This is a genomic window from Skermanella aerolata KACC 11604 (assembly GCF_000936425.1).
Taxonomy (GTDB): domain Bacteria; phylum Pseudomonadota; class Alphaproteobacteria; order Azospirillales; family Azospirillaceae; genus Skermanella; species Skermanella aerolata.
Window position 1 is genome coordinate 1 of record NZ_AVFK01000063.1, and the last position, 23661, is coordinate 23661.

A 23661-nucleotide genomic window follows, 5' to 3' on the forward strand; every position below is an offset into this window, starting at 1 on the left:
TACCCCTATCCCTACCCCTACCCCTATCCCTATCCCTATCCCTACCGAGGACTATCCCCTGATGATGTGAGGGAACAATGACCCTGATTGCCGAACACAGCACAGCTGCCGAGAACCGCGCCAAGCGTCCCAGGGCAAACCGCCATGTCGGGCGGCGGGCCCGGGAAATCCTGATCGGCGAGGAGCAGGATGCCTGGATCGAGCAGCAGATGGCGGGCAAATGGTCCCGCAACGCCATTATCGAGCAGTGCATCAACATCGCGATGGGCAAGGTCGATGCCGCCGTCGACCAGTCTGATGCCGTTGCCGCTACCCTGGCTAATATGCGGGCAGACCTCGACAAGCTGGCGCACCAGCTCCGCATGACGCTGGCCATCCTGAACTTTGACACCCGGCTGCGCTATCTGCCCCCGGAACAGCGACCAACCTGCTACGCCGATCACGCCCGTCAGGTCAGCGAAACCGTGCAGCGCATGAGCCAGGGAGCCCGCCATGGTTCCGCTGAGTGACCGGGAACGCGAGGAGGCCGCACGACTGCTGAACAGTGCGTTGGGCGGAGAAATCCAGGACTTGGCGGCGCAGGCCGGCATCGAGGACATCGCGATCAACCCGGATGGCCGGGCATTCGTCTACGACTCAGCCGGCAAGCGCCGGCTGGAAACCCGGTTCGATGCCGACCGGCGGTCGCAGATCGTGACGCTGGCCGCCCGCTTTGCCGGTGTCGTCGCGGAAGGCAGAGGACGCCTGAGCTTTGCCGCCGATCTTCCGGGGCAGATTCGGTTCCAGGGTGGTATTCCACCGCGCGCGGTTGGTGGACCCTACGTCGTGCTGCGCTTCCTGCCCAGAACCGTGCGGTCCTTTCAGGACTACATAGACGATGGCGTGGCGCCGATCGAGGGACGGGAGGCCGAGGTCGCCTGGGACGACCACGAAGGTGTCGGCATCGGTCTGCCGACCATGGACTGCATCGCCGCCGCCCTGGCCGCGAAGCTGACCATCGCGGTGTTCGGGGAAACCGGCAGCGGCAAGACCTCGCTGCTGACCAGCATGGTCAACCATCCGGCGGTGCAGCCGGATCGGCTCGTTATCCTGGAAGACACGCCGGAACTGCAATTCCCCTGCGTGCAGGACGTGCTGCGCCTGTCCAGCATCGGCCTCGACATGAGCGACCTGCTCAGGGATGCGCTACGCTGTCGGCCCGACCGGATCATTCTCGGCGAAGCGCGCGATGGCGTGTTCTGGATCTTCGTGATGGCGCAGTACACTGGCCACAGCGGCGGGCTGGTCACCCTGCACGCCAGCAATCCGGCCGACTTCTTCGACCGCGTTGAGCAGATGGTAGCCCAGGCCGGAGTCGACCCGGCGCCGCAGCGGCGCGTGCTGATGAAGACCCTGCAGCGCATCGTCTGGATCCGCCGTCGCCCCGGCGGTGGCCGCGACATCGTCGGAGTGTACCGCCCCGACGGCTACGACGCCATTTGCGGCTATAAACTAGCCCGTATTGATGTCCCTCATCTCGCATATGAGGGCTACGGCATAGCCCATCAACCCATGCTCTGGAGATGATGATGAAAACCAGTCAGTCCCTTGCCGCCGCCGCTGCTCTTGGTCTGAGCGGCGTGGCCGGACCGGCCCTGGCGCAGATCCCGGCCGGCGGGATCGAAACCTTCACCACCGACATCTGGGATTTCATGATCGCCAATGTCGGCCTGATGATCGTCGGCCTCGCCATCATCGGCGCCCTGCTCGGTGCCATGGTCGGCGATCCGGGACGGGGTATCGGCAAGGCTATCGTCGGTGCCGCGATCGGCGCGTTTCTCGGCGGCGTTCCGGTCCTGGCCGAGTACGTCCTAGGTCTGGGTGGGGCCTGATGACGCCCCCGGACTACAGCATCGAGATCCGTCGGGCCGGGCAGCACCCCTACATGCCGGGGGCTGCCCGATTCTCGACCTGGGTCTTGATTGTGCTGTGGTGGCTGTGCGGTGCCGTCTTCGTCCTGCAGGCCATCGAACCCACCGGCCGCACCATCCTGGCTGCTCTGATCATCCTGTGCCTGGGCATGGGCGCGCTGTGGGCAGCCGGGGTCTATCTGGCCAGGGGCAACCCGTTCCACCAGGAGGTCATCCTACGCTTCGTTGTCCGGGCCATCTGCGGCCGGACCGACCTGGAAACATGACATGACGAAGAAGTATCTGTGGGACGAAATACCCTGGCTGACCATGCTGCCGCACGAGGGACGTCCGCGCGTGGTGGCGTGCAGCCAGTTCGGCTGGCTGATGGCGGCGTCCCTCCACCCCAGCGACATGAGTACGCTTCATCCGGAGCAGCGTCTGCGCAACGCCGCCCGCTTCGCCGTCGCCTTGCAGACGCTGGGAGGCGGGTGCTGGATCTGGATTGAGGAGCGCCGCGTTCGCCTGCCGGGAATTGCCATCCCCAATCCGGCGAACCGGGCCGCGCGCCTGTTCGGCATCGACCGGTCCGCAGTCCACGGCGACGGGGCGCAGTACGGCAGCCGGCACTTCCTGTCGGTCCGGCACAACCCGCCGAGCGGCCTGGCCGTGCGGCTGCGCAATGCCCTGCTGCTGCCTGAACCGGGAGAAACCCGCGGCGACTACGGCCCGCTGTTCGACGATTATGTCCGGTCGGTGGATCGCATGGCCGGGCTGCTCCGCTTCATGAACGCCGAAGTCCTGGAGGGGGATGCGCTGGCGTCCTTTCTACGCTCAACCATCTCGGTCAACGACGGCCCGATTACGGTCGATCCTTACGAGTTCCTGGCTCCGCAGCTTGTCGACAGCCCTTTGTACGGCGGCCGCCCGCTGTGGCTGGGCCACGCGCATAACCGTCTCAATGTGCGGGCGGTCCAGATCAACACCTATCCGCGCCGCCTGGAAGCGGGAGCCCTGGATTTTGGCAACGACACATTCGACGGCCTGTCCGAGCTCGGCTACCGCATCCGGCGGGTAAAGCGGATCCGGACGCAGAGCAAGGCCGAGTCCGTGCGCGAACTCGAGTGGCTGGTCCGCAAGGCCGCTCTGACGCAGGAAAGCATGCTGCTCAACGTCCTGAGGCAGTTTCAGAAGGATGCCAGTTCGCCGCTCAACAACAAGGCCGCCACGGTGACGCTGGAGGAAACCGATGCGATGCTGCTCGAGCTTCAGCGCGGCGGTGTCCTGCGCTGCCAGACGACCGACACTGTGCTGATCTATCACAAGGATCGTGGGGAAGCGAAAAAGCAGGCGCAGCGGATTGAGGAGTTTCTCCTGGATCACGGCTTCGGCGTCGAGATCAACGACATGACGACGCACGACTGCTTGCTTGGCGCCATCCCCGGAAAGATCGACGTGGATTTCGTGCGACCGGGCGTCAACCTGCTGGCGGCCGCCGTCAGCGCCCCCCTGACCCGGGCGTGGTCGGGCGACCTCGACGTCACCACGAGCCCAATCCTGCTCCACGGCCGCACCGGCGCCACCAGCCGCTTCGCCCTGTCGCTGCACATCGATGGCGCCAATCGACACGGCTTCATCTGCGGCGGCACCGGTGGCGGCAAGTCCAGCCTGCTGAACGCCCTGGGGCTGGGCCACCTCACCGCGGTGCCCGGCGGCCGGGTCATGCGGGTGGAATCGGGTCGATCCGGCTATGTGGTATCCCGGCTGGTCGGCGGTGTCACCTTCAACATCGGCGAGCAGGGCTGCGGCGTGCAGCCCTATCGCCAGATCGACAAACCGACTGACCGGGCCTGGGCGCATTCGTGGACGATGGCGCGGATCCGCGCGCAGATCGGTGCCGCGGCGGATGCGCCGGACATCTCCCAGGCCGTTGATACGGCGCTGCGCATCATGGCGCGGATGCCGCCGGAGGACCGCACCCTGACCACGTTCGTGCTGAATGTACCCTCCGAGGAAGCGGCCCGGGCGATGCGCCTGTACAGCCACGACGGCCCGCTCGGCTACATCTTCGATGCTGTCGACAACCGCTCCTATGAGGCGGACTGGATCAACTTCGAGCTGTCGGCGATCACCGACGACGACGAGGCCATGGCGGCGCCGGCCCTGATCGCCTACCTGTGGCGGCACATCATGCGGCTGTCGAGCGCGCGCCGGCCGCTGATGCTCCAGCTCGACGAGGCCAGCGCCTATGTCGCGGGCGGGTTTGTCAAAGGGCTCGGCTGGGGGCTGCGGACATACCGGAAGCTCAGGACGCAGGTGGTCTTCGCCACCCAGTCGGTTCTGGATCTGAGTAAATCCGACATTTCTCACATTATCCTGAACTCCTGCCCGACCCAGGTCTATGTGCAGGACAGTGCGGTCCTGACGGCGGAAGGATTGCGGGTGCTGGGCGAGCTACGGCTGTGCCAGCATGACGCCGAAGTGATCGCCGGCATGAACCAGGCCGGGGACTACTTCGTTCACCGGCCCGGCGCCGGCAAGGCCGTGGTGTCGTTCGACCTGGGATCACCGATTTCATCGGCCCTGGTGCTGATGACTGATGACCAGCACTACCAGCTCGCCCGACGGGTGGAGCGTCGGGGCGGAGACTTCCTGGTCGAGTGGATGGTCGAGCAGGGTATCGCCGTCGACCGGATCCTTGGAGAGAAGTCTGAACCACTGCTGAGGGCCGCGGAATGAATGACCAAGCGGAAATCCTGAAGCAGACCCTGGCAGCCGCCCTGCCGAGGATTGCCGTCGCACTGGCTGTCTGCCTGCTGATGCTGGGTGTCGGCGTGGTGATCGTTACCGAAGGGGCATCGCTGGTACGCTCTCTCACCGGCACCCTGCCCCAGCCCTGGCGCTCACTGTTGCTGCTGGCGACGCTTGCCGCCGGACTGGCTACGATCAGCATAGTCGGTAAGCTTATTTTGGGCTATATTCTGACCCGCTAACAGGGAGGATCCGGCGAATGAGGCATGCACTCTTTGCCGCCGCGTTGCTGACTGGAATGTCCATCGCACATCCGACAATAGCGCAAACTGTTCCCGACGGGGGCTGTGACGCCACCCTCGCCAATGCCGCCAGTGCCGCCGCTACCGCATTCGGAATGATCAGCAGCATCACCGGCCGCGCCACGGCAGGCCTGCAGGTCGCGCAGCAACTCCAGCTGCTCGCCCAGACCCTGTGCGATACCGAACAAACCGCCCTGCAGTCCGGCCAGCTTGAGGAGCAGCGGCGCATGACGGCTCGTCTCCGCGGCAATGCCGCAGCTAGGATTGGTGAGATTGAGCGCGCGGCCCGTGACCCGCTCGGCAGCATCGATGATGCCCTCTATGGAGCTGGAGCAGAAGGTGTCCTTGAGGAGCGCTATCAGGTCGGAATGCCACCGGGTTGGACGTTCGAGACGGCACCCCGCTTCATGGAAACAATGCGGATGCAGACCAATCAGGCGACCCGCGAGGCGGCGGCCGCCCATGCTGCCGCAAAGCTGGGAATTGATGAAGCGCTGACCCTGTCCGATGAAGCTCTCGACCTGAGCCAGGGGGCAGAAGGACAGACGCAGGCAATCCAGGCCCAGACCCAGATGATGCGGACGCTGATCGGCGTACAGGCCGCGCAGCACGCCAGTGATGCAGCAGCATCGACGGCGGCGCTTCGGGAGGATGAGGAACGCCGAGCACAGGAGATTATCGCCGATCAGAAAATAGAGCGCTTTCATGGGCCAGGCACAATGACAACCATCAGACCGACTGGCCGCAACCTTTTTCGGTGAGGTAGTGACATGGACGTGTGCGGAATCCTGATCAGCATCGGCCTGACGGTGTTGTGTCCCGCTAGACCCGATCCCACTGCCGAGGAATTACGCGTGATGCAGGAGGAAATGCAACGTCAGGAGCGGCAAGCAGACGAGAAGATCGAGCGGCTGCGCCGTGGCTTGGGTGACTGCCCTGAGTGCGGCAAGCAACGAATGGATCCCCGAACCATGACCAGAGCAAAAACTCCATGACCATTGTAGATGAAGTCTTTTTTCTGGTGCTCGGCATCCTTGATGCCGGGTTTGCCATGGTCATGCCGGTAGTGTTGGCAACCTTTGCTATCACCTTTGGCTGGGGAATTACCCGACTGGCTTTCGCATGGCTGGCTGGAGCCATGGAGAACATCGTCGGCGACCTGATCGGTCTCTTCGTCGTTTTCTGGTTGTTCCTAGCCATTGCCTGGAGCGCGAAGGAAATCGTGGATGCTGCTGGTAACTTTGCTCTTACCCTTGGTTCCAGCATCGTTGGTGTTGATAAAGCGAGCGGTGACATGTTCACCCCATCGGCCCAATGGGGAATAGCAGATGATCAAGTTAATAAAATACTGGAAACTGAATCCGCTCTTTGTACGGGCAACTGGGAGTGTATAAAAACACTGGATGATAGATTAATGTTGGAACTTGCGGCGCTTTTAATCTATATTTCTTTCGCATTTATTATCTTCGAAATTGCCACAACTGCGATCGGCTACAAAGTGAACGGTCTATTTATGCTGATATTTACTCCGATGGCTGTAACCCCGTTCACGAAGAACATGGCTGAAGGCGCCATCCAAGGCTGGCTGAATAATCTGGTGAAGCTGACCATTATCGCCATGGTAGCCGGTATCGGCGCTCGGTCGTTCGAGCTGATGGATCTACCGCCAACTCCGGTTTTCGATGATCTGATCCCCGCCGTTCTCCTGGCCGTCTTTATCGCATGGCTGGCGTGGCAGTCCCGTGTTCTGTCCGCCGGCATCATCAGCGCGGTGCCGCAACTTTCATCCCAGGCTGTGACCCGTGGCGTCGGGAATGTCGTCCGATCTGCGACCGGCGCCGGGTCGATGGTGGAGCGCGGGCGATCGCTGGCGCAGCGCGAAGTCACCCATATGGCCAGCACCGGCAGGGGCATCGGCCACGGCGCCCAGCGGATGGCGACTGGGGCGAAACAGGCGGCAACCGCCGCATCCACAAGCCAATACTGGTCGCGTGTTCGTGCTGCCTCTCAGTCCAGGAGGTCATAGACATGTTTGAAAAGATCCGCATCCGACGCACCCAGCCGATTCCCACCACTCCTCCGGCTCCACGGTTCACACCCGGATGGCTGGCTCAGCAGCAGCGGACCACCCTGCGCATGCTGGCGCTGGGGTTGGTTAGCAGCCTCGGCCTGAACGGCTATCAGGTTTACAAGCGGGAGCAGATCGCGGTGCAGCCACCGGAAGTCTTCGCAGCATTGCTCGATGCTGATTTTGCCTCACTGAAGGTCATCCGAGCCAACGACCTGAAAGCCGATGAGTTCGAGGCAGCGTCGAAGGCCGAGGTCAAGCGACTGGTCTACCGGCTGCGCCGCATTGACTCACCAGCACAAGTCCAGGAGATGATCGACACGCTGTACTGCTCCGTCACAGGCATGGCAGCGGTGAAGGCCAACAGATCTTTCGAGCGATCGGCCGGCGTCGACATGGTCCGCAAGGGACAGAAGAGGATCGTGAGCGAGAAGGAGGTTCAAGTCGGCCGCAGGCCCGGTGAGCGAAGCAGCGCTGACGGGATGTGGATCGGTGCCACGTGGCCGGAAATAGTCGACGATGGCATGAGGCGGACCACGGTTCAGCACTCAGCGGAGTTTCGGGTCCAGCAGTTCAAGGCTGTATCCTCAGAAATCCGGAACTGCAACCCGATGGGCATCCTGGTCACGGATTACGAAATTTTCGGCTCTGAGTAGCGTCTGGTGCCGAGCGTTTAAGGGCTATTAATTAACCCATTAACTGCGACAGAGGACCAATACCATGCGCAGGTCTCTGCTGACGGCGGCTGCGGGACTGGTGCTGGCAGGCTGCACCGGCGGCCCTGGAGGTCCCGCACCACCCCTGACGTACGATTATGTGGAAGCCCGGGAAGTGGCCCCACCGAGACCCTTGATGCCGAGCGCGCCGATGCCGATCGGCGGTGTCGCAACCAGGCCGGCCCAGCCTGAGAAAAGGTACAAATCGGCATCGGCCAAGATTGCGGACGCGGTTAGACAATCCCGGCGCACAGCCCTGGACTGCACCTTCGAGGGTTCGATCATGACGTGCCCGTACCACACTGGCCTGCGTCATGAGGTTATCCTGGATGGTGCGTCAACCGAGGGGGCGACGGACAGCAACGACACGCAGTTCTGGCTCGAGCCGGGAGAGGAGACGCCCGAAGCCATTTTCGGCAATCCCCAGTACTTCTCAGCCGAGGTGACTGCCGGAGGTGTCGATGCGACCTCCATGCGGGCCAAGCGCGATCGGGCTCATGGCCGAAACACGCCCGGTGCGAGGCTGATCATCACCGTCAAGAACTACAAGCCGGGAGAACGGACATCGCTGACCATTTCCACCGGCAGCAGAACCTATCTCTACGATCTCGTTGTGCCGTCCTGCAAACAGTCAGAGGTCGAACCGCCGCACAAGTGCAATGCCCCCTACAACCCTGTTGTCCAGCACACCTATGAATCCGATCAACCGAAACTGGTTGCGGCAGCGGCTCCAGGTCAGGAGACGCCGGCGGTGTCGGACACCCGGTACACCTATGATGGTCCGGCCGACTTCCTGCCGCGCGAGTGGTCGGCGTACAACGATGGCGTCAACACCTACATCCTGCCGCCGTCCCGCCTTGCCAGCCGTCCGGTGCCATTCCTGCCCAGGGGATCGGCACCCTCGTTCTGGGTCGATCCGCAATCGCGTCACTACGTCATTCGTGGCCTGCCTGACGAGGTCGTGTTCAGCCGCGGTGATCTCACCATGAGCGTTCGGAGGGAGCGTTGAACAGCTACCAGAAGGAGAGCCATCCCGGTGATGATGGCATCGATGAGCCGGCCCGCGAGTATGGCGGTCGGTTCAACCGCCGAACGCTGCTGCTCGGCGGCGCATCGGGTGTCGCGATCCTGGGCGCGCTCTACGCCCTGGCCGGGATCACGACCGAGCCTCAGCGGGAGGAGCCGAAAGGACTGCAGCCGGCCAGCATCAGCGCCCGGGTGCCGGAGGCTACCCCACCCAATGTGCCGAAGGTTGAAACGCCGTCAGTCCAGGATCCCGGAAGATCACAGCCGGATCAGGGGCTGGAGCACCGCACCCAGCCGGCCAGGCCGATCCCGAAGAACTTCAAGGTCAGTGTGCTGGCGTTCGGCAACAAGCATATGACACCCGTGTTGAGCCCGCTGCTGGAAGGTAGCAGCACGGTGCGTGAAGGTCGGAATGGAAGCAGCGGGGGCATACCGGTTGCTGCCGATGTGGGACAGCAGGAAGGCAGAGCCAGCGTCAAGGAAGATTTCTACACGGGCGGCGGTGGACGCAGCAAACAGGGGCTCTACCATCCGCACAGCCTCCAGCCCGAGCTTTCCGGCTGCGTGCTCAAGGCCGGAGAGGAACTGATCATCCAGAACCCCAATCCGGTTCGCACTGAGTTGCCGGGACAGGTCAGGGGGATCCTTATCGAGGATGCCTATGGCCGGATCTTTCTGGGCGGTGGCCGTGTGCGGGAGTGCCTCGCCATTCCCGCCGGCAGCACCGTGATGACGGAGGTAAACGCCACGGGCGTGTCGCGCGGCGACATGCGGGTGCAGATGTGCGCGACCCGAGTCGATCTGCTGGGCGGCGGGATCATGCCGATGGCGTGCTCGCCTGCGCTCGGCCAGGACGGCGCCAGCGGTGTCGAGGCCGAGAGTGACTACGCCTGGTCGGGCATTGCTACCGGCATCCTGATTGAAGGGGCGCTGTCGTTTGTCGGCGCTCTGGGCGGGTTGATCGAGGGACCGGCCGGCGTTGCCGTCAATGTCGGGACCCGAGGCATCCGGGGAGCCGGCGGCGAGTACGTTAACCGGGAATTAATGAGACCTCCGGTACTGACGATGAGATCCGGTGCTATCTATCGAATTCAGATAAATAGTGATATTCCTTTTCCGGAAAAGTAACGGAATGATGGATTTTCAACCTTGCCGCGACCCGCCTATCCGACGACCGAAACCAGCGTGACGGGGTTGTCGGACGAATTGATGACTGTCGTGCGTGCCTACGCGAAAGATTGTTGTCAGCCCATGCGTGCCATCTACGACGACGCTATCACCGCCATGGTGAACAGAATTGCCGGTGGCGAGAAAGTCTTCTTCCCTGCCAGCATTCCCGGTCAGGGCTCAAGAGGTCGCCATATCCGACTAACGCCCGGCGTCGCCGCAGCGATGGCAAAAACCTGTGAGGCCAACAGAGTACATCAATCCGTGTTCTTCCTGCGGGCAATGCGCGACTACTTGTCCAGCAAGGGCATCGACGTGCCCGATTGACAGGATTACCGTTCTTTGGGACGGCGCATCCTGCGCCAATAAGCCGAGTCGCGAGCCGGCGCAGCCAGTCATCGAATCAAGCACCGAGCGCAAACATGAAGGACGCAGCCAAAACCCAGATGGCCACATCAATATGAGGCCAGCCTGCAAGCTCAACATTCCAGATCATTCCGAGATCGTTGGGCCGGGCGAGTAGCTTCATGAGAAACACGGCGGCAAGCCGCGCCGGAGCTGACGTTAGCTGCTGCGGTGCCTGGGCGTACTCCCACCGATTGGAATTTTGTATCTGGTATTTGGCCTCCGGGATTTTGCGGCAGCTTGGTTCTTTGTGCTTGTACGGCATGCGGGCTCCGGGCAACAAGGCTGCCTCCATACCCAGCTCAGCTGATAGTCGGAACTGATTTATCCGCCAAAGCCGTGCTGTGCAGGGTTTCGCCTCCGCTTCATGCCGCAGGTTGGGCAGCCTTCACCGTTGATATGCATGGCCGGTCTCTTGAAAAACGGACCATGGATCGGACACCCTATTTTTACCTTGGTTCGCGAATTCACATACTCAACCTCAGCATAATCGTAGGTCGTGCCATACCGGGCAATGGCTTTGGCTTTGAAGTCCTCTAAGCCATCACGTCGCGCGGCAGCGCCGCGCTCCAGGCCGCACGCCGGACATCCCTGCCCCTGGAGATGAAGGGACGCGACTTGCCGGAACCGGCCATGACGTGAGCAGTGAATTGTCACGTCGCTCTTGCTGTCGACATAAACAGTTTCCTTATAGCTGTACAAATCTCCGTGTATTTTTTGGGCTTTAGACACAAATTTACTGGCGGCGGAGGATAGAACTTTGGAAACGCGGCGCTCAGTTGAGCAGGCTGGACAGCCATTTCCTTTGTAGTGATTGTTTGGCGTTTGCCAGAAAGGAGCATGCCTGGGAACGTGACAATCTATTCGCAAGGGGCTTGCGTTGTTTGTGTATATAGTCTGGCTGTAATCATACGTGTCTCCATGGACAGACTTTGCCTTCTCCACAAAATCTTTCATAGTGAATTTTTTTGACATGTGAAATTCACTGGATGACTGGAAAGGGTTGGTGGATTATGCCGCATTCAGAGGGGCCAAGCCCCTGGTCATGACCTGTAGGTCTTGCTCGAAAGCCGAAGACTCAGACTGTCGAGCATCGAACTTGATATGCGTGCGCCCTCGCGTCATACCCAGAACGGTGAAGCCGATCCTGATCCCGTGCTGGCCTAGACTCAGCTCTCCCTGACAGCCAACAGGCACGTTCAGCAGGCCAGTCAGCATGGCTCCGCCTTCTGATATATTCATGATCGTGCAGGTGTGACAATCAGCGCCAAGAGAGACCGTGGCGCGCTCGTTGACCTGAAACCGAGGTTTACGCCGCCGGTTGGCTTCGGCACTCGATGTCCGGACAACCTTGACCAGAGTGCCACGCAGGTCCTGAACGTTGGCAGCCACCTCACCCGATCCGATCTTCACCTGGACTGCCTGATCGCCTGTTCTGCCGATATCGGCCGACACTTCGGCAATCCGCAGGGAAACTTCGCTCGCCGCCGAAGAGGTTTCCGCCACGTTGCGGCTGATCTCCTGGGTGGCTGCGGATTGCTCCTCCATGGCGGCCGCGATCGTGCCGGACACCTGATCGACTTCGGCGATGATGCCGCCGATCTCCTCGACCGCCGCCACCGCGGCTCCGGTGACCAGCTGAATCTCCTCGATCTGCCGGGTGATCTCTTCAGTGGAGCGCGAGGTTTGGCTCGCAATGTCGCCGATCAACCCCGCCACATCCCCAATGCGGGTGACGGCGGCGGACAGGGCTTCGATGGTTTGGCGTGTTCTCCGGCCCGCCTCGACGGCCCGGCGGGTGATACTGCTGGAATTGGCCACCTGAGTGGAGATCTCCCGGATCGATGCGGTCAACTCCTCGCTGGCAGCCGCAACCGTTTGGGCGTTGGCAAGAGCCTGGGTCGCCGCCGAGGCCACGCTTTGAGCGTTGGCGCTGGCCCGTTGGGCCAGAACAGCCATGCCGTCAGCATCTCTGGCCATGGCACTGGTATGGCTGGCAACCCGCTCCATCGCCTGACCGGCCTCACGCTCGACCGTTTCAGCCATGGCCTCGACAGCCTTACGGCGGTCGTCGGCGATCTGCCGGTCCTGCTCGACACGCTCCTGGGCGGCAAAGCCCAGCTTGGCCTTCATGCTGCGCAGCAGGCAGGTGACGTGAGCAAACTCGCTGGTCCTCGGCATCTCGATGATGTGGCCGCTGTCGCCGCGTGCGATCGCCTCGAAATGGCCTTCAAGCCGGCCCAAAGGCCGCCCTACCGTTCTCAGAAGAAGTGCGCCGAAGACGGCAGTAACAAGTGAGCAGGCCAGGAGAATAGCCATGATCTGTCCGGTCAGCCACTTGAACTCGCTCTGCGCGGCCGAGATCGTTTTCTCGACCTCGATCAGCTGCATGTCCGTCAAATGAGAGATCTGATCCGTAAGCGGATCGATGGCTTGGTACAGTTCATGCCGCACCAAGTCGTCCAGAGCGACTGCATCGGTGCGGGCCAGAACATCCTGCAAACGAGCCACGACTGTATCGGCTGAGGTGAGAAGGGCTTCTATTCTGCTAAGGGCGGCTTTCTCCTCATCGGACAGCTGAATGTGCCGGAACTCGGTCCAGCCTGCCTGGATGACGGAACGTACCTTTTCGACCGATGCCGCTCCCTCGTCCCAGTTCATGTTGCCGTTGCGAACCTTGTGTGAAGCGTCGACGATCGACACGGCATAGGCATCGGAAATGACTTTGAGGTTGCGCAGCGGCAGAACGGTCTCGGAACTGACTGTCTGTATTTTGGTGTTGGACGCATTCATGCCCGAAAGTCCCAGCGCGCCCACGGTCACCATCATGATGATCATGATGACAAAGGCGCCGATCAGCCGTCCCTTGATGCTGCGGGACGATCTGACGAGGCGATGTGAGAGGCCGGTTTCAACGATCTGTCCGCCCTGGATGGCAACGCCGCGCGCCTGTCCCCGGCGCATGGACGCGTAAAGTGCCTCGGCCGTCGTGACATCCTCGTGGCTTGGTTTGGAGCGGATGGAAATAAAACCTGCGGGCTTACCATTTTCCATGATGGGCGTAACATTCGCCCGGACCCAGTAGAAATTACCAGTTTTGGTGCGGTTCTTGACCAGGCCTTCCCAGGACTGGCCGCTCTTGATGGTGGCCCAGAGATCCTGAAATGCTTCCTTTGGCATATCGGGATGGCGGACGATGTTGTGCGGAGCGCCGAACAGCTCCTGTTCCGAGAAACCACTGATATCGACAAATGCCTTGTTGGCGAACTCTATGCGACCCCCGGCATCGGTTCGGGACACCAGCAGTTCGCCATCCGGAAGCAGAACCTCCTGACCTGTAACAGGCTCATTGACGCGCATTAAAAAGCCTTTGGCAAGGGTTAGACATGCCGCCTATGATTTACGATACGCATAGGCTGATCGTCACTTATATTAAACGCGAACTTCTTAAGTTCTGACGAACCTCACTCAAGAGACTCTTCCTGGGTTGCGGGGTGGTGGCGGTTTGATCATTCGACGAGGGCGGCAACGAGGGCGCCGAGCAGCGCTTTGCCCCGCCTGCGGGTATTGTGGACGAATTGAAAGAAGCCGAGATAAAGCGGCAGCTTCTGCATCTCAGACGACGGCCCCGTCCAGCCCGGTTTTTTTCGCGACCGCGGCTGGATTGCCCTTGTGCCCGGCGAATGACGTCTCGGCGCACCTCATCACGCTCAAACCGCCACCGCCTCGAAACCCAGAAAGAGCCAAGCTTAATGCCGGATCTAAAAGTGATGCCTTGTCAGTTCCTTGATCGACATTCAAGACAAGCTCAGTGATATAGACGGATTCTCGAACCCGCCTGAATTGGTGGTTCAGCCCGATATCGCTGCACCGGAAATGCGGATGGACCCTATCGTGACGTCGGTTGATAGAAATTACCCATAGCGATCTGTGTATTTCCTGTATCGATCTGTCGCCGCTTGCCAAGCAGCCTGATGTCAGGGTTCCAGTTGCGTGCCAGCGCGTCCGCCGCTTCGAGCATGCCGCCCTTGCGCAGCACGCCCTGGCGATGGCGCAGAAGCCGAACGGACACAGCCTTCTCAGCGACCGATCCTCCGAGCAGCTCGTCCGTGCCGTCCCGGCGCAGATGATGAATCACCTCCTCCAGCAACCGGCCCTCAGCCTCGGGCTCCTTACGGTCCAGTGGGTGATTGCGTCTCAGCTCCGTCATCAGCCGCTCGAGCAGTATGGCGCGGCAGGAGGGCGCCCGCCCGTCACGCATCAGCGACCCAAGCTGCGCCAGCAATGGATTCGTGCCAGTCGCGCCAAGGTCCAGGCGGCCGTGCAGGAAGTCGGCCAGCCGGCACAGGGAGGCCGCGAGATGGCGCTGGGGGCCAAGCAGCTCCTTGACTGTGTCAGAGTTTCCCAGGGCGTCGGCCGCAATGCCCTCCATCAACCCACAGAGCTGTCGGTCCAGGTCATCAGCCGCCGCGACAGCCCCGGAGCCGCTCATGAGACCGATAACCGCTTCCAGTTTCCCACCGACCGACGGGTAGCTGAGCAGGTGATCGCACAGAAGAGCGGTAAAGACATAATCATGGCGCTCGGCACCCTCTTTCGCCCTCACCCGCCGGCTGAAATGCTCGAGGTTCTGCGGGTCAAAGCGTGGCAGCCGGCGTTTTTCCGCGGCAAGGTCGCGCGCCTGGGACATCCCTTCACTGATCAGTTTTTCCAGTGCCCGCATCCGGTCCCTGGCGGGAACGCCAAGCTCCTTGGCCTGTGCCGCCGCGATCTGGTGAGTGGCGGTGTTGATCAGACTGCCGGTGTCCTGAAGCTTCCTCAGATAAGTCCAATTGTGCAGGAGCTCCGTCGTCGTGATCTGGTACTTGTCCAAGAACATCCTGAACAGCAGGCCCAGTATCATCCGGCTTTCCAGGCCATAAAGATCGCTTAATGCGGTGCAGGGACCAACGCGCTCGACTTTACCTTTGACGATGATCGGCTTTTCTTTTACCGACGCTTTTACCTCGTGGAAGATGTCCGCCTTGGTGGAGTAGCCGGTGATCATGCTGCGGACACGGACGATCTTGACCTCGTCGCACTCGCCGCTCGCCAGCCGAAGGCGCGCCACGTCGATGGCCTCCTGTTCACCGCTTTCCGACTGTCCGTCTTTGACCACGCTGCTGATGGTCCAGCGCCCTTCCTGGAAAACCAGAATTTCATAGTGGAATACCCGTCCCTTGATCATCTTTGCTCGCCCCGCTCGAGCCATCAATCCCGCCTGGACAGCTGTCGGCCCGAACGGATCGGGCTGGGTCCGGTATCGAACTTCAAGAAATTACACCGAAATCTTAAACTTTTTGTTGCACTTGGAGGCTGGATGAATCTTGAGGCGCAGGAGGCTTGATGACCCCGCACGAGTTGTTGGCCATCATCGACAAGCATGACCGTTGGCTCGCCAGGCGCACCGGCGGCGCGCGGGCCTGTCTGGCCATGGCCGATCTGAGGGGAATGTACCTCGCCAGGACCAACCTGCGGAAGATCAAGCTGGCAGGTGCGATCCTGACCAACTGCGATCTGAAGCAGAGTGATCTTTCCGAGGCCGACCTGTTCGCCGCCGATCTGCAAGCGGCTGACCTGACAGGCTGCAATCTCGAGCGCGCCGACCTGCGGGGGGCACATCTTCGAGGGGCACGGCTCCGAAACGCCAACCTCCGGGAAGCGGACCTGAGAGGCGGTGCTCTGCTCGACCACAAGGGGAGCAATTCGGTAAGTGTCCAGCGTTCGGATCTGCGCGGTGCCGATTTCGACGACGGCCTGCTGGCGCGAGCCAACCTTTCCGGCGCCGACATGTCGGAGGCGAGACTGAATGGAGCCGACTGCCAGGGCGCCCTGATGGCCGGTGTCAACCTCAGCAATGCCAGTCTGCGCGACGCCAACCTGGGTTCGGTCGATTTCAAGGGCGCGAACCTGAGCGGCGCCAACCTGTCGGGCGCATCCCTGAAGGACGCCAATCTGACCGGGGCGACCCTGATGGGCGCCAGCCTGAGAAATGCGGATCTAATGGGAACGAATCTCGACGGGGTTGATCTGACCGGCGTCGACTGTACGGGGGCGAACATCCGCAGAAACGCCGATCAGTTTCCGCCGACGATCCAGAATCGTCTGGAAGGGCATTTCACCTGGGTAAAAAGCAACGGCGCCAGGGGAGAGCGCGCGGAACTGGCCGGTCACGATCTGTCCCATATCGACTTGACCCAGGTCAATCTCAGCGGCGCCAATCTGCGGGGGATCAATCTATCCGGCGCAACGCTGAAAGAGGTTCTGATCGTCATGTCGGACCTTTCCGACGCTGTTCTGCGCGATGTGGACTTCACCGCGGCAACGCTGGATGGCTCCAATCTGCGCGGCAGTGACCTCAGCGGTGCACGGCTCGATGGTGCGAAGCTGGGATCGGTCGACATCAAAAGCGGGGGCGGGCTGGCTACCGGGCGCAGGTGGCCTGTCAATCTGAGCGGGGCCAGGCTTGTCGGCGCCAGCCTGATCGGCACCAACCTTCGTGATGCCAATCTCGCCCATGCCGACCTCAGCGGCGCCGACCTGACCAATGCGATTCTGATCGACGCCAATCTGACCGGAGCAGTTCTGGACGGAGCGAAGCTGGAAGGCGCCATCCTGCCCGCTGACATGGATGATGACTGACAGGGCGCTCAGCCGGGGAGGAGTACGGATGCTCTGACGGAATTCTCGCCGGATCAGGCCGGTTATGTCAGGCGTTCAAGCCTGGCCTTGTGGGCGGCATCCTTCGGGCCGCGCTCGTAGGCATCGATCCAGATCAGCTTCCTGAGTGACCGGCTGACACCGTGCGGCTGAAGCTTGAAGTGCCCGGAAACCTCCGACCGCCATCCGAGCGTCCAGCCGCCGGTATGTCCGTTCGACAGCGGTTGACGCCCGAATCGATCGGCGGGCGCTGCCAGCCGTTCGACGCGGAACAGGGAGGTCTTCTTGCGGTTCTGGGATATTCGGCGCGGACTTTGGTTCAGCTGCCGGGCATCCATGCGCTTCAGCTCGGAGCGCTCGGCACTCTCGGCGGTGGCACGGTAGAGAACGAGCAGCCGGACGAGGTCGTTCACCTGTCCGGCTATGGTTTTCATATCCACACCGTTGATCAGGTGGCCATAGCAGTCTTCCGGGGCGCCGAGGTGCCATATCACGCGGCCCCTGACCTTGTCCTGTCCGGGAGGCGTGATCACGGCCGTGACCCGGTGCCCGGTCTGCAGACCGGGCATCAGGAAGATCGCCCGTACCTCTCCGTCCCCCAGGAGCACGGATCTGTGAGGCAGATCGATGTACCAGGTGCCGCCCGCGCTCAGTGCCCGCTCCAAATAGCCTTCCGGATCCGCAGGAGGTCGGGCGTCGGCCAGCAGCTGGACCAGGGCGGCGTCGGGCTGCACCGCGGTGATCGTCTCGACATCGATATCGCCCCGTCCGGCGAACTCATGCGGCCAGCCCGGCGCGCCCGCGCCGCGTCCCAGGAACGGCAGCAGTTCCGCAAAGCAGGCAGCCTCCATGAACCACGGCCACATCCGCTCACCGTTCCTGAATCGCCCCTTGGAGCCCAGACCCGCGGCTCGCATCCTGAACGAGAAATCGTTGGACTGGATTGTCAGCCGATAGGCCAGATGCCGGACGATATCGAGCTGATCCACATAGTCGCTCGCCCTTTTCATCCTGGCGAACGCTTCGATCTCGGCGGCGACCTCCGACCCGTTCGCTTCCCTGATCGGCCCTTCAGGACCAACCAGATGCTTCCAGTTATTGAGTATCTGTTCGATATAATAGTCGAGCCAAGTCAGCATGGCGAAAGCTCAATCAAATTCAACTTTATCAATGCAAAACCCAGTGCTGCTGCCACTGATGCTCCCTCCCACAATCAAATATTTTTAATAAACCTAATAAGTCCCTGTGACGATTACGGCAATGTCATAAACGCACGAACTTTGACTAACCCTTTCAACATCATGGAAGTCATAGCATCTTGTGTTGTCGATGTTAACACCTGACCGACAGGTATGGTCAGGATGTCACCTTCCTGGTTCAGTCAAATTCGAACGAGACCGAGGCCCCGGCCTTAATGCCGCGTTAATCATCACGGCGGCAGAGTCACCGGCAACGGTCTCCCGCGCGAGTGGCTCCCGCTCCTGACACCGCGCCCTGCAGGAATCTTTCGAACAACTGTCAAAGCCCCGGTAAATGACCAAAAAATCTGAACTGGGAGCGGTACTGGCGACCTGCCGCGGCACCTTCGTGATGACCGCGCTGTTCAGCTCCGTGATCAACCTCCTGATGGTGGTTCCCTCGCTCTACATGATGCAGGTCTATGACCGGGTACTGCACAGTCACAGCCAGGCCACCCTGTTCATGCTGACCCTGATCACGGTCGGCTTGCTGGGAACCATGTCGCTGCTCGAGGTCTTCCGGTCGCGCATCCTGGTGCGGATCGGCGGACGTCTCGATCAGAGGCTGGGCGAGCGGGTGCTGGCCGCCCAGTTCAGCGGCAGCCTTTAGCGCCTCGACGGCAACCCCGCCCAGGCGATGCGCGACTTCGACACAGTGCGCCAGTTCCTGACCGGATCCGGCATCTTCGCCTTCTTCGACGCACCCTGGGCGCCGATTTTCCTGGCGATCATCTTTCTGCTCCACCCCATGCTGGGATTCATCGCACTGGCCGGCGGCGGCGTGCTGCTGGCGCTCGCGTTTGCCAACAACGCCGTCACCAGAAAGCCGCTGGAGGCCGCCGGCAGGATTTCCTCGGCTCTGTCCGGGGCGATCGACAGCAGCATGCGCAATGCCGAGGTGATCGAGGCAATGGGCATGTTCCAGAATTTCCGGCACAGGTGGGCGGCCAGGCAGGGCGATGTCCTGCGTCTCCAGGCCCAGGCAGCGGATCGCGCCGGCGTGATCATGGGTCTTACCAAGTATACCCGCCTGCTGCTGCAGACCGCCATGCTCGGTGGCGGCGCCTGGCTCGCCATTCACGAGCAAATGTCGGCCGGCTGCATTATCGCTTCCTCGGTGCTGATGGGTCGGGCGCTGGCACCGGTCGAGCAGGCCATCGGCATCTGGAAGCAGTTCCTCGGCGCCCGCGTCGCGTACCGCCGCCTGAACGGCCTGCTGGCGGCAACCACGGGAGCGGCTGGCCGGAGCAATCCACCCCGCCCCGCGGGTGCTATCAGCGCCGACGGCATCCGTGCGACACCTCCCGGCCGCGCTACTCCCTCCTTATCAGATCTCACCTTTGAGCTCGGCAGCGGTCAGGTCCTTGGCATCATCGGACCCAGCGGGGCCGGCAAATCAACCCTTGCCCGCCTGCTGGTCGGCGCCTGGCGGCCCGATGCCGGTACCGTGCGGTTCGACGGTTCCGACATCCAGAGCTGGGACGCGGAAGCTCGCGGTACTTTTGTCGGCTATCTGCCGCAGGATGTCGAACTGTTCGACAGCACGATCGCGGAAAACATCGCGCGGTTCGGGACCCTGGACGGCGAGGCGATCGTGGCGGCCGCCAGACGGGCCGACGTCCATGAGCTTATCCTGAGGCTGCCGCAGGGATACGATACGTCGATCGGCAGGGGCGGCAGCGCGCTCTCGGGCGGGCAGCGCCAGCGCATCGGTCTGGCGCGCGCTGTGTTCGGCAATCCGGCGATCGTCGTGCTGGACGAACCGAATTCCAATCTCGACGACGACGGCGAAGCGGCCCTGGTGCATGCGGTCTCCCAAATGAAGGCGACCGGAACGACTGTGGTCATCATCTCCCACCGCCCGAGCATCCTCAGTGCCACCGATCAGATCATGGTCCTTGAAGCGGGAAGGATCCGGCTGATCGGGGACCGCGCCGAAGTTCTGGCGGCCGTCACCAGGTCCGTCATCACCGCCGGCGAACGAGCCGCTGACCAGCCCACCGGAAACCAAATAGACCCTGCCCGTCAGAACGCCGCCGCTACCCGTGACCGGCTCGCATCCGGACCCGGCCACTTTGAACAGCAGGCTGTTTGATATAGCGATCTGATCGAAGTTTTCGCCACCTCCACACCGCAGCGGACCACGGGATCCACCGGCAAGCCCCCTTATCCGGTCTCCAGCCGCGGCCTCATCGTGGCGGGCTGCCTTGTGATCGCCGTCAGCTTCGGCAGTCTGGCTGTGTGGTCCAATACCGCCCATCTCAGTACCGCTGCCATTGCCAGCGGTACCCTCGTGGTCGACAGTCACAGAAAATCCGTGCAGCACCTGCAGGGTGGCATCATCCGGGAAATTCTGGTGCGCGACGGCCAGCGTGTGGCGGTCGGCGACGCCCTGCTCCGACTCGATCCGACCCAGACACAGTCACTGGTCGATATGCTGCGCAATCAGGTCGATCTGGGACAGGCCGAGGAAGCCCGGATGATCGCGGAGCGCACTGGAGCCCGATCCGTGGAGTTCCCGTCCCAGTTGCTGGAGCACGCCCGCACGGAGCCAGGCCCGGCATCGATTCTGAGTGGCCAGAGAAGCCTGTTCGAGAGCCGCCAGCAGGCGTAGGATGGCCAGACCGCCATCCTGCGCAACCGGATTGCCCAGTCCAGGCAGCAGATCGACGCGATGCGGCGCCAGGAAAGCGCGAAGCGAGCCCAGAGCGCGCTGATCGAGAAGGAGTTGTCCGGGCTACGCGGCCTGGCAGCGCGCGGCAATGCGCCCGGCAACAAGGTGCTCCAGTATGAGCGCGAGGCCAAGCGGATCGCGGCCGAGCGGGGTGAGATCGTCTCGAGCATGGCGATGGTCAGGCAGGGCATCGGCGAAGTCGAGCTGCAGATTGTGCAGATCGGAAGAACCCTTCTGGAACAGCTGGAATCCGACCTCAGGAAGACACAGGCCTCACTGTTCGAAGCCTCGCAGCGGCTGGGCGCGGCACAGGCGCACCTCGCCCGCCTCGATGTCCGCGCGCCCTACTCGGGCACCGTGGTCGACATGGCTCACCACACCGTCGACGGCGTGATCACTCCGGGAAGCCGCATCCTCGACATCATCCCCGATGGCGATCAGATCGTGGCGGAGGTCCAGATCAAACACGGTGACATCGACGGCCTGGCGGTCAGAATGCCGGCTGAGATCCGCTTTACCTCCTTTAACCAGGTCGAGACACCGGTTCGGCACGGACAGGTTCTTTCCATCTCGGCCTTCCGCCTCACTGATCTGAAAACCGCGGCGCCTTACTACGGCATGCACGTTCTGGTCAATGCCCGGGATGGGTAGGAGGGTCTCGAAATCCTTTCCGGCATGCCGGCGGAAGTCGTGGTCGAGAAGCGGGAACGCACCCTGATTTCCTACCTTCTCCAACCGATGCGCGAAACAATTGCTTCGGCCATCAAATAAACCATCCGGTGCCTGGACGAGTTCCGCTGCCTGACGGATCAGACAGGACCGATTCTGACTTTGAAGAATGCCACAGATCTTTTCTCCCTCGATCCATCCTGTCTCCAATGACGAAAACCAGCGGGTAACCGGTTTCTGCGGGACGAGTGCCGCGTTTACGGTGCCGCCGGCTAGAGGGACATTGGCAGGCAAGGTGATGTCGAGGGCGTGAGGGGCGGAGCATCGCTGACTTCGTACTCGCCTCGTTTGGCACTCATGATGGGAATGATCGGCGCTGACGCCCCTGCAGTCACGATGGTGCAGAGGAGGTGATCCGCACGTCATGGCCGCTGTGCCACCGGCCACAGTGCTGGAGATGGTAGTCACGGTACCGAAGGCCAGATCCTGGATTTGCGTTGGTTGGAAGGGTCTGACGTGGCGACCAGAATGCGCTGGCAAGCCCGCGCCGAGGAACTAGGCGTAACGATACCGAAAGATGGGATTGCCAGGGAGAACCTGCCAAAATGGGTGCCGGCGATCACCAAGCAGATTTGTGATGAGGAAGGGGCGTGATGACAAAGAAGCCCGTGCCCAATCAAATGAGCGCGGGTCAGTGCGAGGTCTGGGCGCGGTACCACATCGCGCCGGGGCCATCATCCAGCAAAAAGTCTTAAGGCTTCATTAACCATAATCTTGTTGCGACCTCTGTGCTGTTGCTCTTAGTCACGTCGCAATCGCGATGAACACGAGCATGCTCAGACATGCAGCGCCGATTACCAGCAACAGCCCCAGGCGCTCATTCCAATTCATTAGCCTCGCTCAGAAGAGCCCCCGCCGTTGTTGCCCAAGGCGGGGGCTAGTCTGTAGCGATTTCATTGGGTCGGCGCCGCCGCATCCGACTGCATTTTATATAAAATATATTTTAATAGGGTCTCAAGCTGTATTTTTGCTTATGTCTACCGTTAAGAAACTTCCAATCGGTGAGAAATTTGACGAAAAAGAAGGCTCACACAATCGTTTTGTGATCGTGGCAATGAGAGCACAAAGAACTACGTCCTAAGCATATAGAGCTTTTTTCTTGTACAAGGAATAATATTCAGTTTAGTACGCTTATAGAAGATGCGCTCTGTAGATGACTTTCTTAGAGGCAGCATTGTTTCCTGTTCGCAAAGAGTGAAGAAAGAGAGAATTGCTGTGGGTTCTGACGAACAACCCAGAGATATCCTGCTGTTCGCCTATGTGGATGGCGAACTGGATGAGGAGCAACGGTGTCTCGTCGAAGCTCTGCTTGCACGAGATCCGGATGCTCGTCAGCGGGTCGAACAGATTCGCGAACTCAATGCCTTGCTCAAAGCCGCTTATGATGTGAACGGCAAAGAGAAGACCTGATCCCTATCACATCAGCCTTTCTGGCTGAGCTTGGTGATCAGTGTCAGTCGGCCACTAAGCAAGTGCTCCTGGAGCATTCCAGGCGAGATCCCGAGCTTCCGAGCGGCATCCTGGTAGCTCAACCCCTTGACACAGACCAGCATGACAGCTTCCCGTTCGGCAGGCGGCAAGGCATTCACAGCCTGATGGACCTGCGCTGAATCCGTTCGAGATTGCTGAGTTCTGATTGGTTTCTCCATCACGTCGATCATAGTTATGGCTCGGTGGTGACTGTCAGGTCAAGCGATTGAACATTAATTGAATGTTATTGATACACAGATATTTCCCACGTTAGAAACATATTTAGGAACAGTTTACCCACCCTAAAGATAACCTCCTATCGGACATCTGATCGCATAGCGACCCTATGCACAAGAGACAGGTTTTCCTGATCCTGCCGGCAGTTTGGTGTGATGGTATATATCTATACCTTAATTGTTCTGTATGGGTTTAGGCATCCGGTGAGACTCACCGAAACCTGCCGGCGCCGCAGCCTTCAGGCCGGTTCCGTCAGGTTTCGCGCCAGCTTGCCGTCAGGCGGGTGACTG

At 61.1% G+C, this 23661-nt stretch carries 23 protein-coding genes and 2 pseudogenes; 19 read left to right on the plus strand and 6 right to left on the minus strand.

Annotated elements, in window-relative coordinates; all coding sequences use genetic code 11:
- The first annotated feature begins 77 nt into the window (after positions 1-77).
- From N826_RS35145 to N826_RS35205, 13 genes are all read left to right on the plus strand, one after another.
- Positions 78-509, plus strand: a complete 432-nt coding sequence (locus tag N826_RS35145) for a hypothetical protein (RefSeq protein WP_044436845.1) — start codon at positions 78-80, stop codon at positions 507-509.
- Complete coding sequence (locus N826_RS35150) at positions 493-1566, plus strand: ATPase, T2SS/T4P/T4SS family (protein WP_044436847.1); 1074 nt, start codon at positions 493-495, stop codon at positions 1564-1566. The genes N826_RS35145 and N826_RS35150 overlap by 17 nt, the downstream gene beginning before the upstream one ends.
- A 2-nt stretch (positions 1567-1568) precedes the next feature.
- Entirely contained in the window at positions 1569-1871 is a 303-nt protein-coding gene (locus N826_RS35155; RefSeq protein WP_044436849.1) for a hypothetical protein, read from the plus strand.
- Entirely contained in the window at positions 1871-2176 is a 306-nt protein-coding gene (locus N826_RS35160) for a hypothetical protein (protein WP_044436850.1), read from the plus strand. The genes N826_RS35155 and N826_RS35160 overlap by 1 nt, the downstream gene beginning before the upstream one ends.
- A gap of 1 nt (position 2177) precedes the next feature.
- Positions 2178-4628, plus strand: coding sequence for a hypothetical protein (locus N826_RS35165; RefSeq protein WP_044436852.1), 2451 nt, complete (start codon positions 2178-2180; stop codon positions 4626-4628).
- A complete protein-coding gene (locus N826_RS35170; protein ID WP_044436853.1) occupies positions 4625-4882 on the plus strand; it encodes a hypothetical protein in 258 nt (85 codons plus the stop codon). The genes N826_RS35165 and N826_RS35170 overlap by 4 nt, the downstream gene beginning before the upstream one ends.
- Before the next feature lie 17 nt (positions 4883-4899).
- Entirely contained in the window at positions 4900-5703 is an 804-nt protein-coding gene (locus N826_RS35175) for a hypothetical protein (protein WP_044436855.1), read from the plus strand.
- A 9-nt stretch (positions 5704-5712) separates the two neighbouring features.
- Complete coding sequence (locus tag N826_RS35180) at positions 5713-5937, plus strand: hypothetical protein (RefSeq protein WP_044436857.1); 225 nt, start codon at positions 5713-5715, stop codon at positions 5935-5937.
- Positions 5934-6968: a type IV secretion system protein gene (locus N826_RS35185; RefSeq protein ID WP_044436859.1), complete on the plus strand. Its 1035-nt coding sequence runs from the start codon at positions 5934-5936 to the stop codon at positions 6966-6968. The genes N826_RS35180 and N826_RS35185 overlap by 4 nt, the downstream gene beginning before the upstream one ends.
- A 2-nt stretch (positions 6969-6970) precedes the next feature.
- Positions 6971-7666: a hypothetical protein gene (locus tag N826_RS35190; RefSeq protein WP_044436861.1), complete on the plus strand. Its 696-nt coding sequence runs from the start codon at positions 6971-6973 to the stop codon at positions 7664-7666.
- Positions 7667-7730: 64 nt separating this feature from the next.
- On the plus strand, positions 7731-8735 hold the full coding sequence (locus N826_RS35195) for a TrbG/VirB9 family P-type conjugative transfer protein (protein WP_084721464.1): 1005 nt from the start codon (positions 7731-7733) through the stop codon (positions 8733-8735).
- Complete coding sequence (locus N826_RS35200; RefSeq protein WP_044436864.1) at positions 8732-9880, plus strand: TraB/TrbI/VirB10 family type IV secretion system protein; 1149 nt, start codon at positions 8732-8734, stop codon at positions 9878-9880. The genes N826_RS35195 and N826_RS35200 overlap by 4 nt, the downstream gene beginning before the upstream one ends.
- 21 nt (positions 9881-9901) lie before the next feature.
- Positions 9902-10246, plus strand: coding sequence for a hypothetical protein (locus N826_RS35205; RefSeq protein ID WP_044436866.1), 345 nt, complete (start codon positions 9902-9904; stop codon positions 10244-10246).
- Positions 10247-10322: 76 nt separating this feature from the next.
- On the opposite strand, the gene N826_RS35210 is transcribed toward N826_RS35205, so the two are convergent.
- The 4 genes from N826_RS35210 to N826_RS35220 form a co-directional block, all read right to left on the minus strand.
- Positions 10323-10589, minus strand: coding sequence for a hypothetical protein (locus N826_RS35210; RefSeq protein WP_147040975.1), 267 nt, complete (start codon positions 10587-10589; stop codon positions 10323-10325).
- 59 nt (positions 10590-10648) lie between these two features.
- Entirely contained in the window at positions 10649-11299 is a 651-nt protein-coding gene (locus tag N826_RS43805; RefSeq protein WP_147040973.1) for a hypothetical protein, read from the minus strand.
- A gap of 36 nt (positions 11300-11335) precedes the next feature.
- Positions 11336-13684, minus strand: coding sequence for a methyl-accepting chemotaxis protein (locus N826_RS35215; protein WP_044436869.1), 2349 nt, complete (start codon positions 13682-13684; stop codon positions 11336-11338).
- A gap of 529 nt (positions 13685-14213) precedes the next feature.
- A complete protein-coding gene (locus tag N826_RS35220; protein WP_052832651.1) occupies positions 14214-15551 on the minus strand; it encodes a hypothetical protein in 1338 nt (445 codons plus the stop codon).
- Positions 15552-15709: 158 nt separating this feature from the next.
- Between N826_RS35220 and N826_RS35225 the strand changes: the two genes are divergently transcribed.
- Entirely contained in the window at positions 15710-17005 is a 1296-nt protein-coding gene (locus N826_RS35225; RefSeq protein WP_044436871.1) for a pentapeptide repeat-containing protein, read from the plus strand.
- 62 nt (positions 17006-17067) lie between these two features.
- On the opposite strand, the gene N826_RS35230 is transcribed toward N826_RS35225, so the two are convergent.
- Positions 17068-18162, minus strand: a complete 1095-nt coding sequence (locus tag N826_RS35230; protein ID WP_044436873.1) for a hypothetical protein — start codon at positions 18160-18162, stop codon at positions 17068-17070.
- A gap of 394 nt (positions 18163-18556) precedes the next feature.
- Here N826_RS35230 and N826_RS43810 point away from each other — a divergent pair, with 394 nt between their 5' ends.
- The 5 genes and pseudogenes from N826_RS43810 (at position 18557) to N826_RS35250 (ending at position 23074) form a co-directional block, all read left to right on the plus strand.
- Positions 18557-18871: a hypothetical protein gene (locus N826_RS43810; protein WP_063772365.1), complete on the plus strand. Its 315-nt coding sequence runs from the start codon at positions 18557-18559 to the stop codon at positions 18869-18871.
- A 24-nt stretch (positions 18872-18895) separates the two neighbouring features.
- Positions 18896-20356: pseudogene (locus N826_RS35235) on the plus strand (type I secretion system permease/ATPase); the annotation flags it as partial.
- Positions 20357-20635: 279 nt separating this feature from the next.
- A pseudogene (locus N826_RS46305) lies at positions 20636-21235 on the plus strand (HlyD family type I secretion periplasmic adaptor subunit); the annotation flags it as partial.
- 66 nt (positions 21236-21301) lie between these two features.
- Positions 21302-21586 carry a beta-barrel domain-containing protein gene (locus tag N826_RS46310; protein WP_486669395.1) on the plus strand — a complete coding sequence of 95 codons (285 nt, stop codon included), beginning with the start codon at positions 21302-21304 and terminating at the stop codon, positions 21584-21586.
- A gap of 1293 nt (positions 21587-22879) precedes the next feature.
- Positions 22880-23074 (plus strand): anti-sigma factor family protein, encoded by a 195-nt coding sequence (locus tag N826_RS35250; RefSeq protein ID WP_044436879.1) that lies wholly within the window; start codon positions 22880-22882, stop codon positions 23072-23074.
- An 11-nt stretch (positions 23075-23085) separates the two neighbouring features.
- Here the strand turns inward: N826_RS35250 and N826_RS35255 are convergent, their stop codons facing one another.
- On the minus strand, positions 23086-23325 hold the full coding sequence (locus tag N826_RS35255; RefSeq protein ID WP_052832653.1) for an RNA polymerase sigma factor: 240 nt from the start codon (positions 23323-23325) through the stop codon (positions 23086-23088).
- Positions 23326-23661 lie beyond the last annotated feature (336 nt).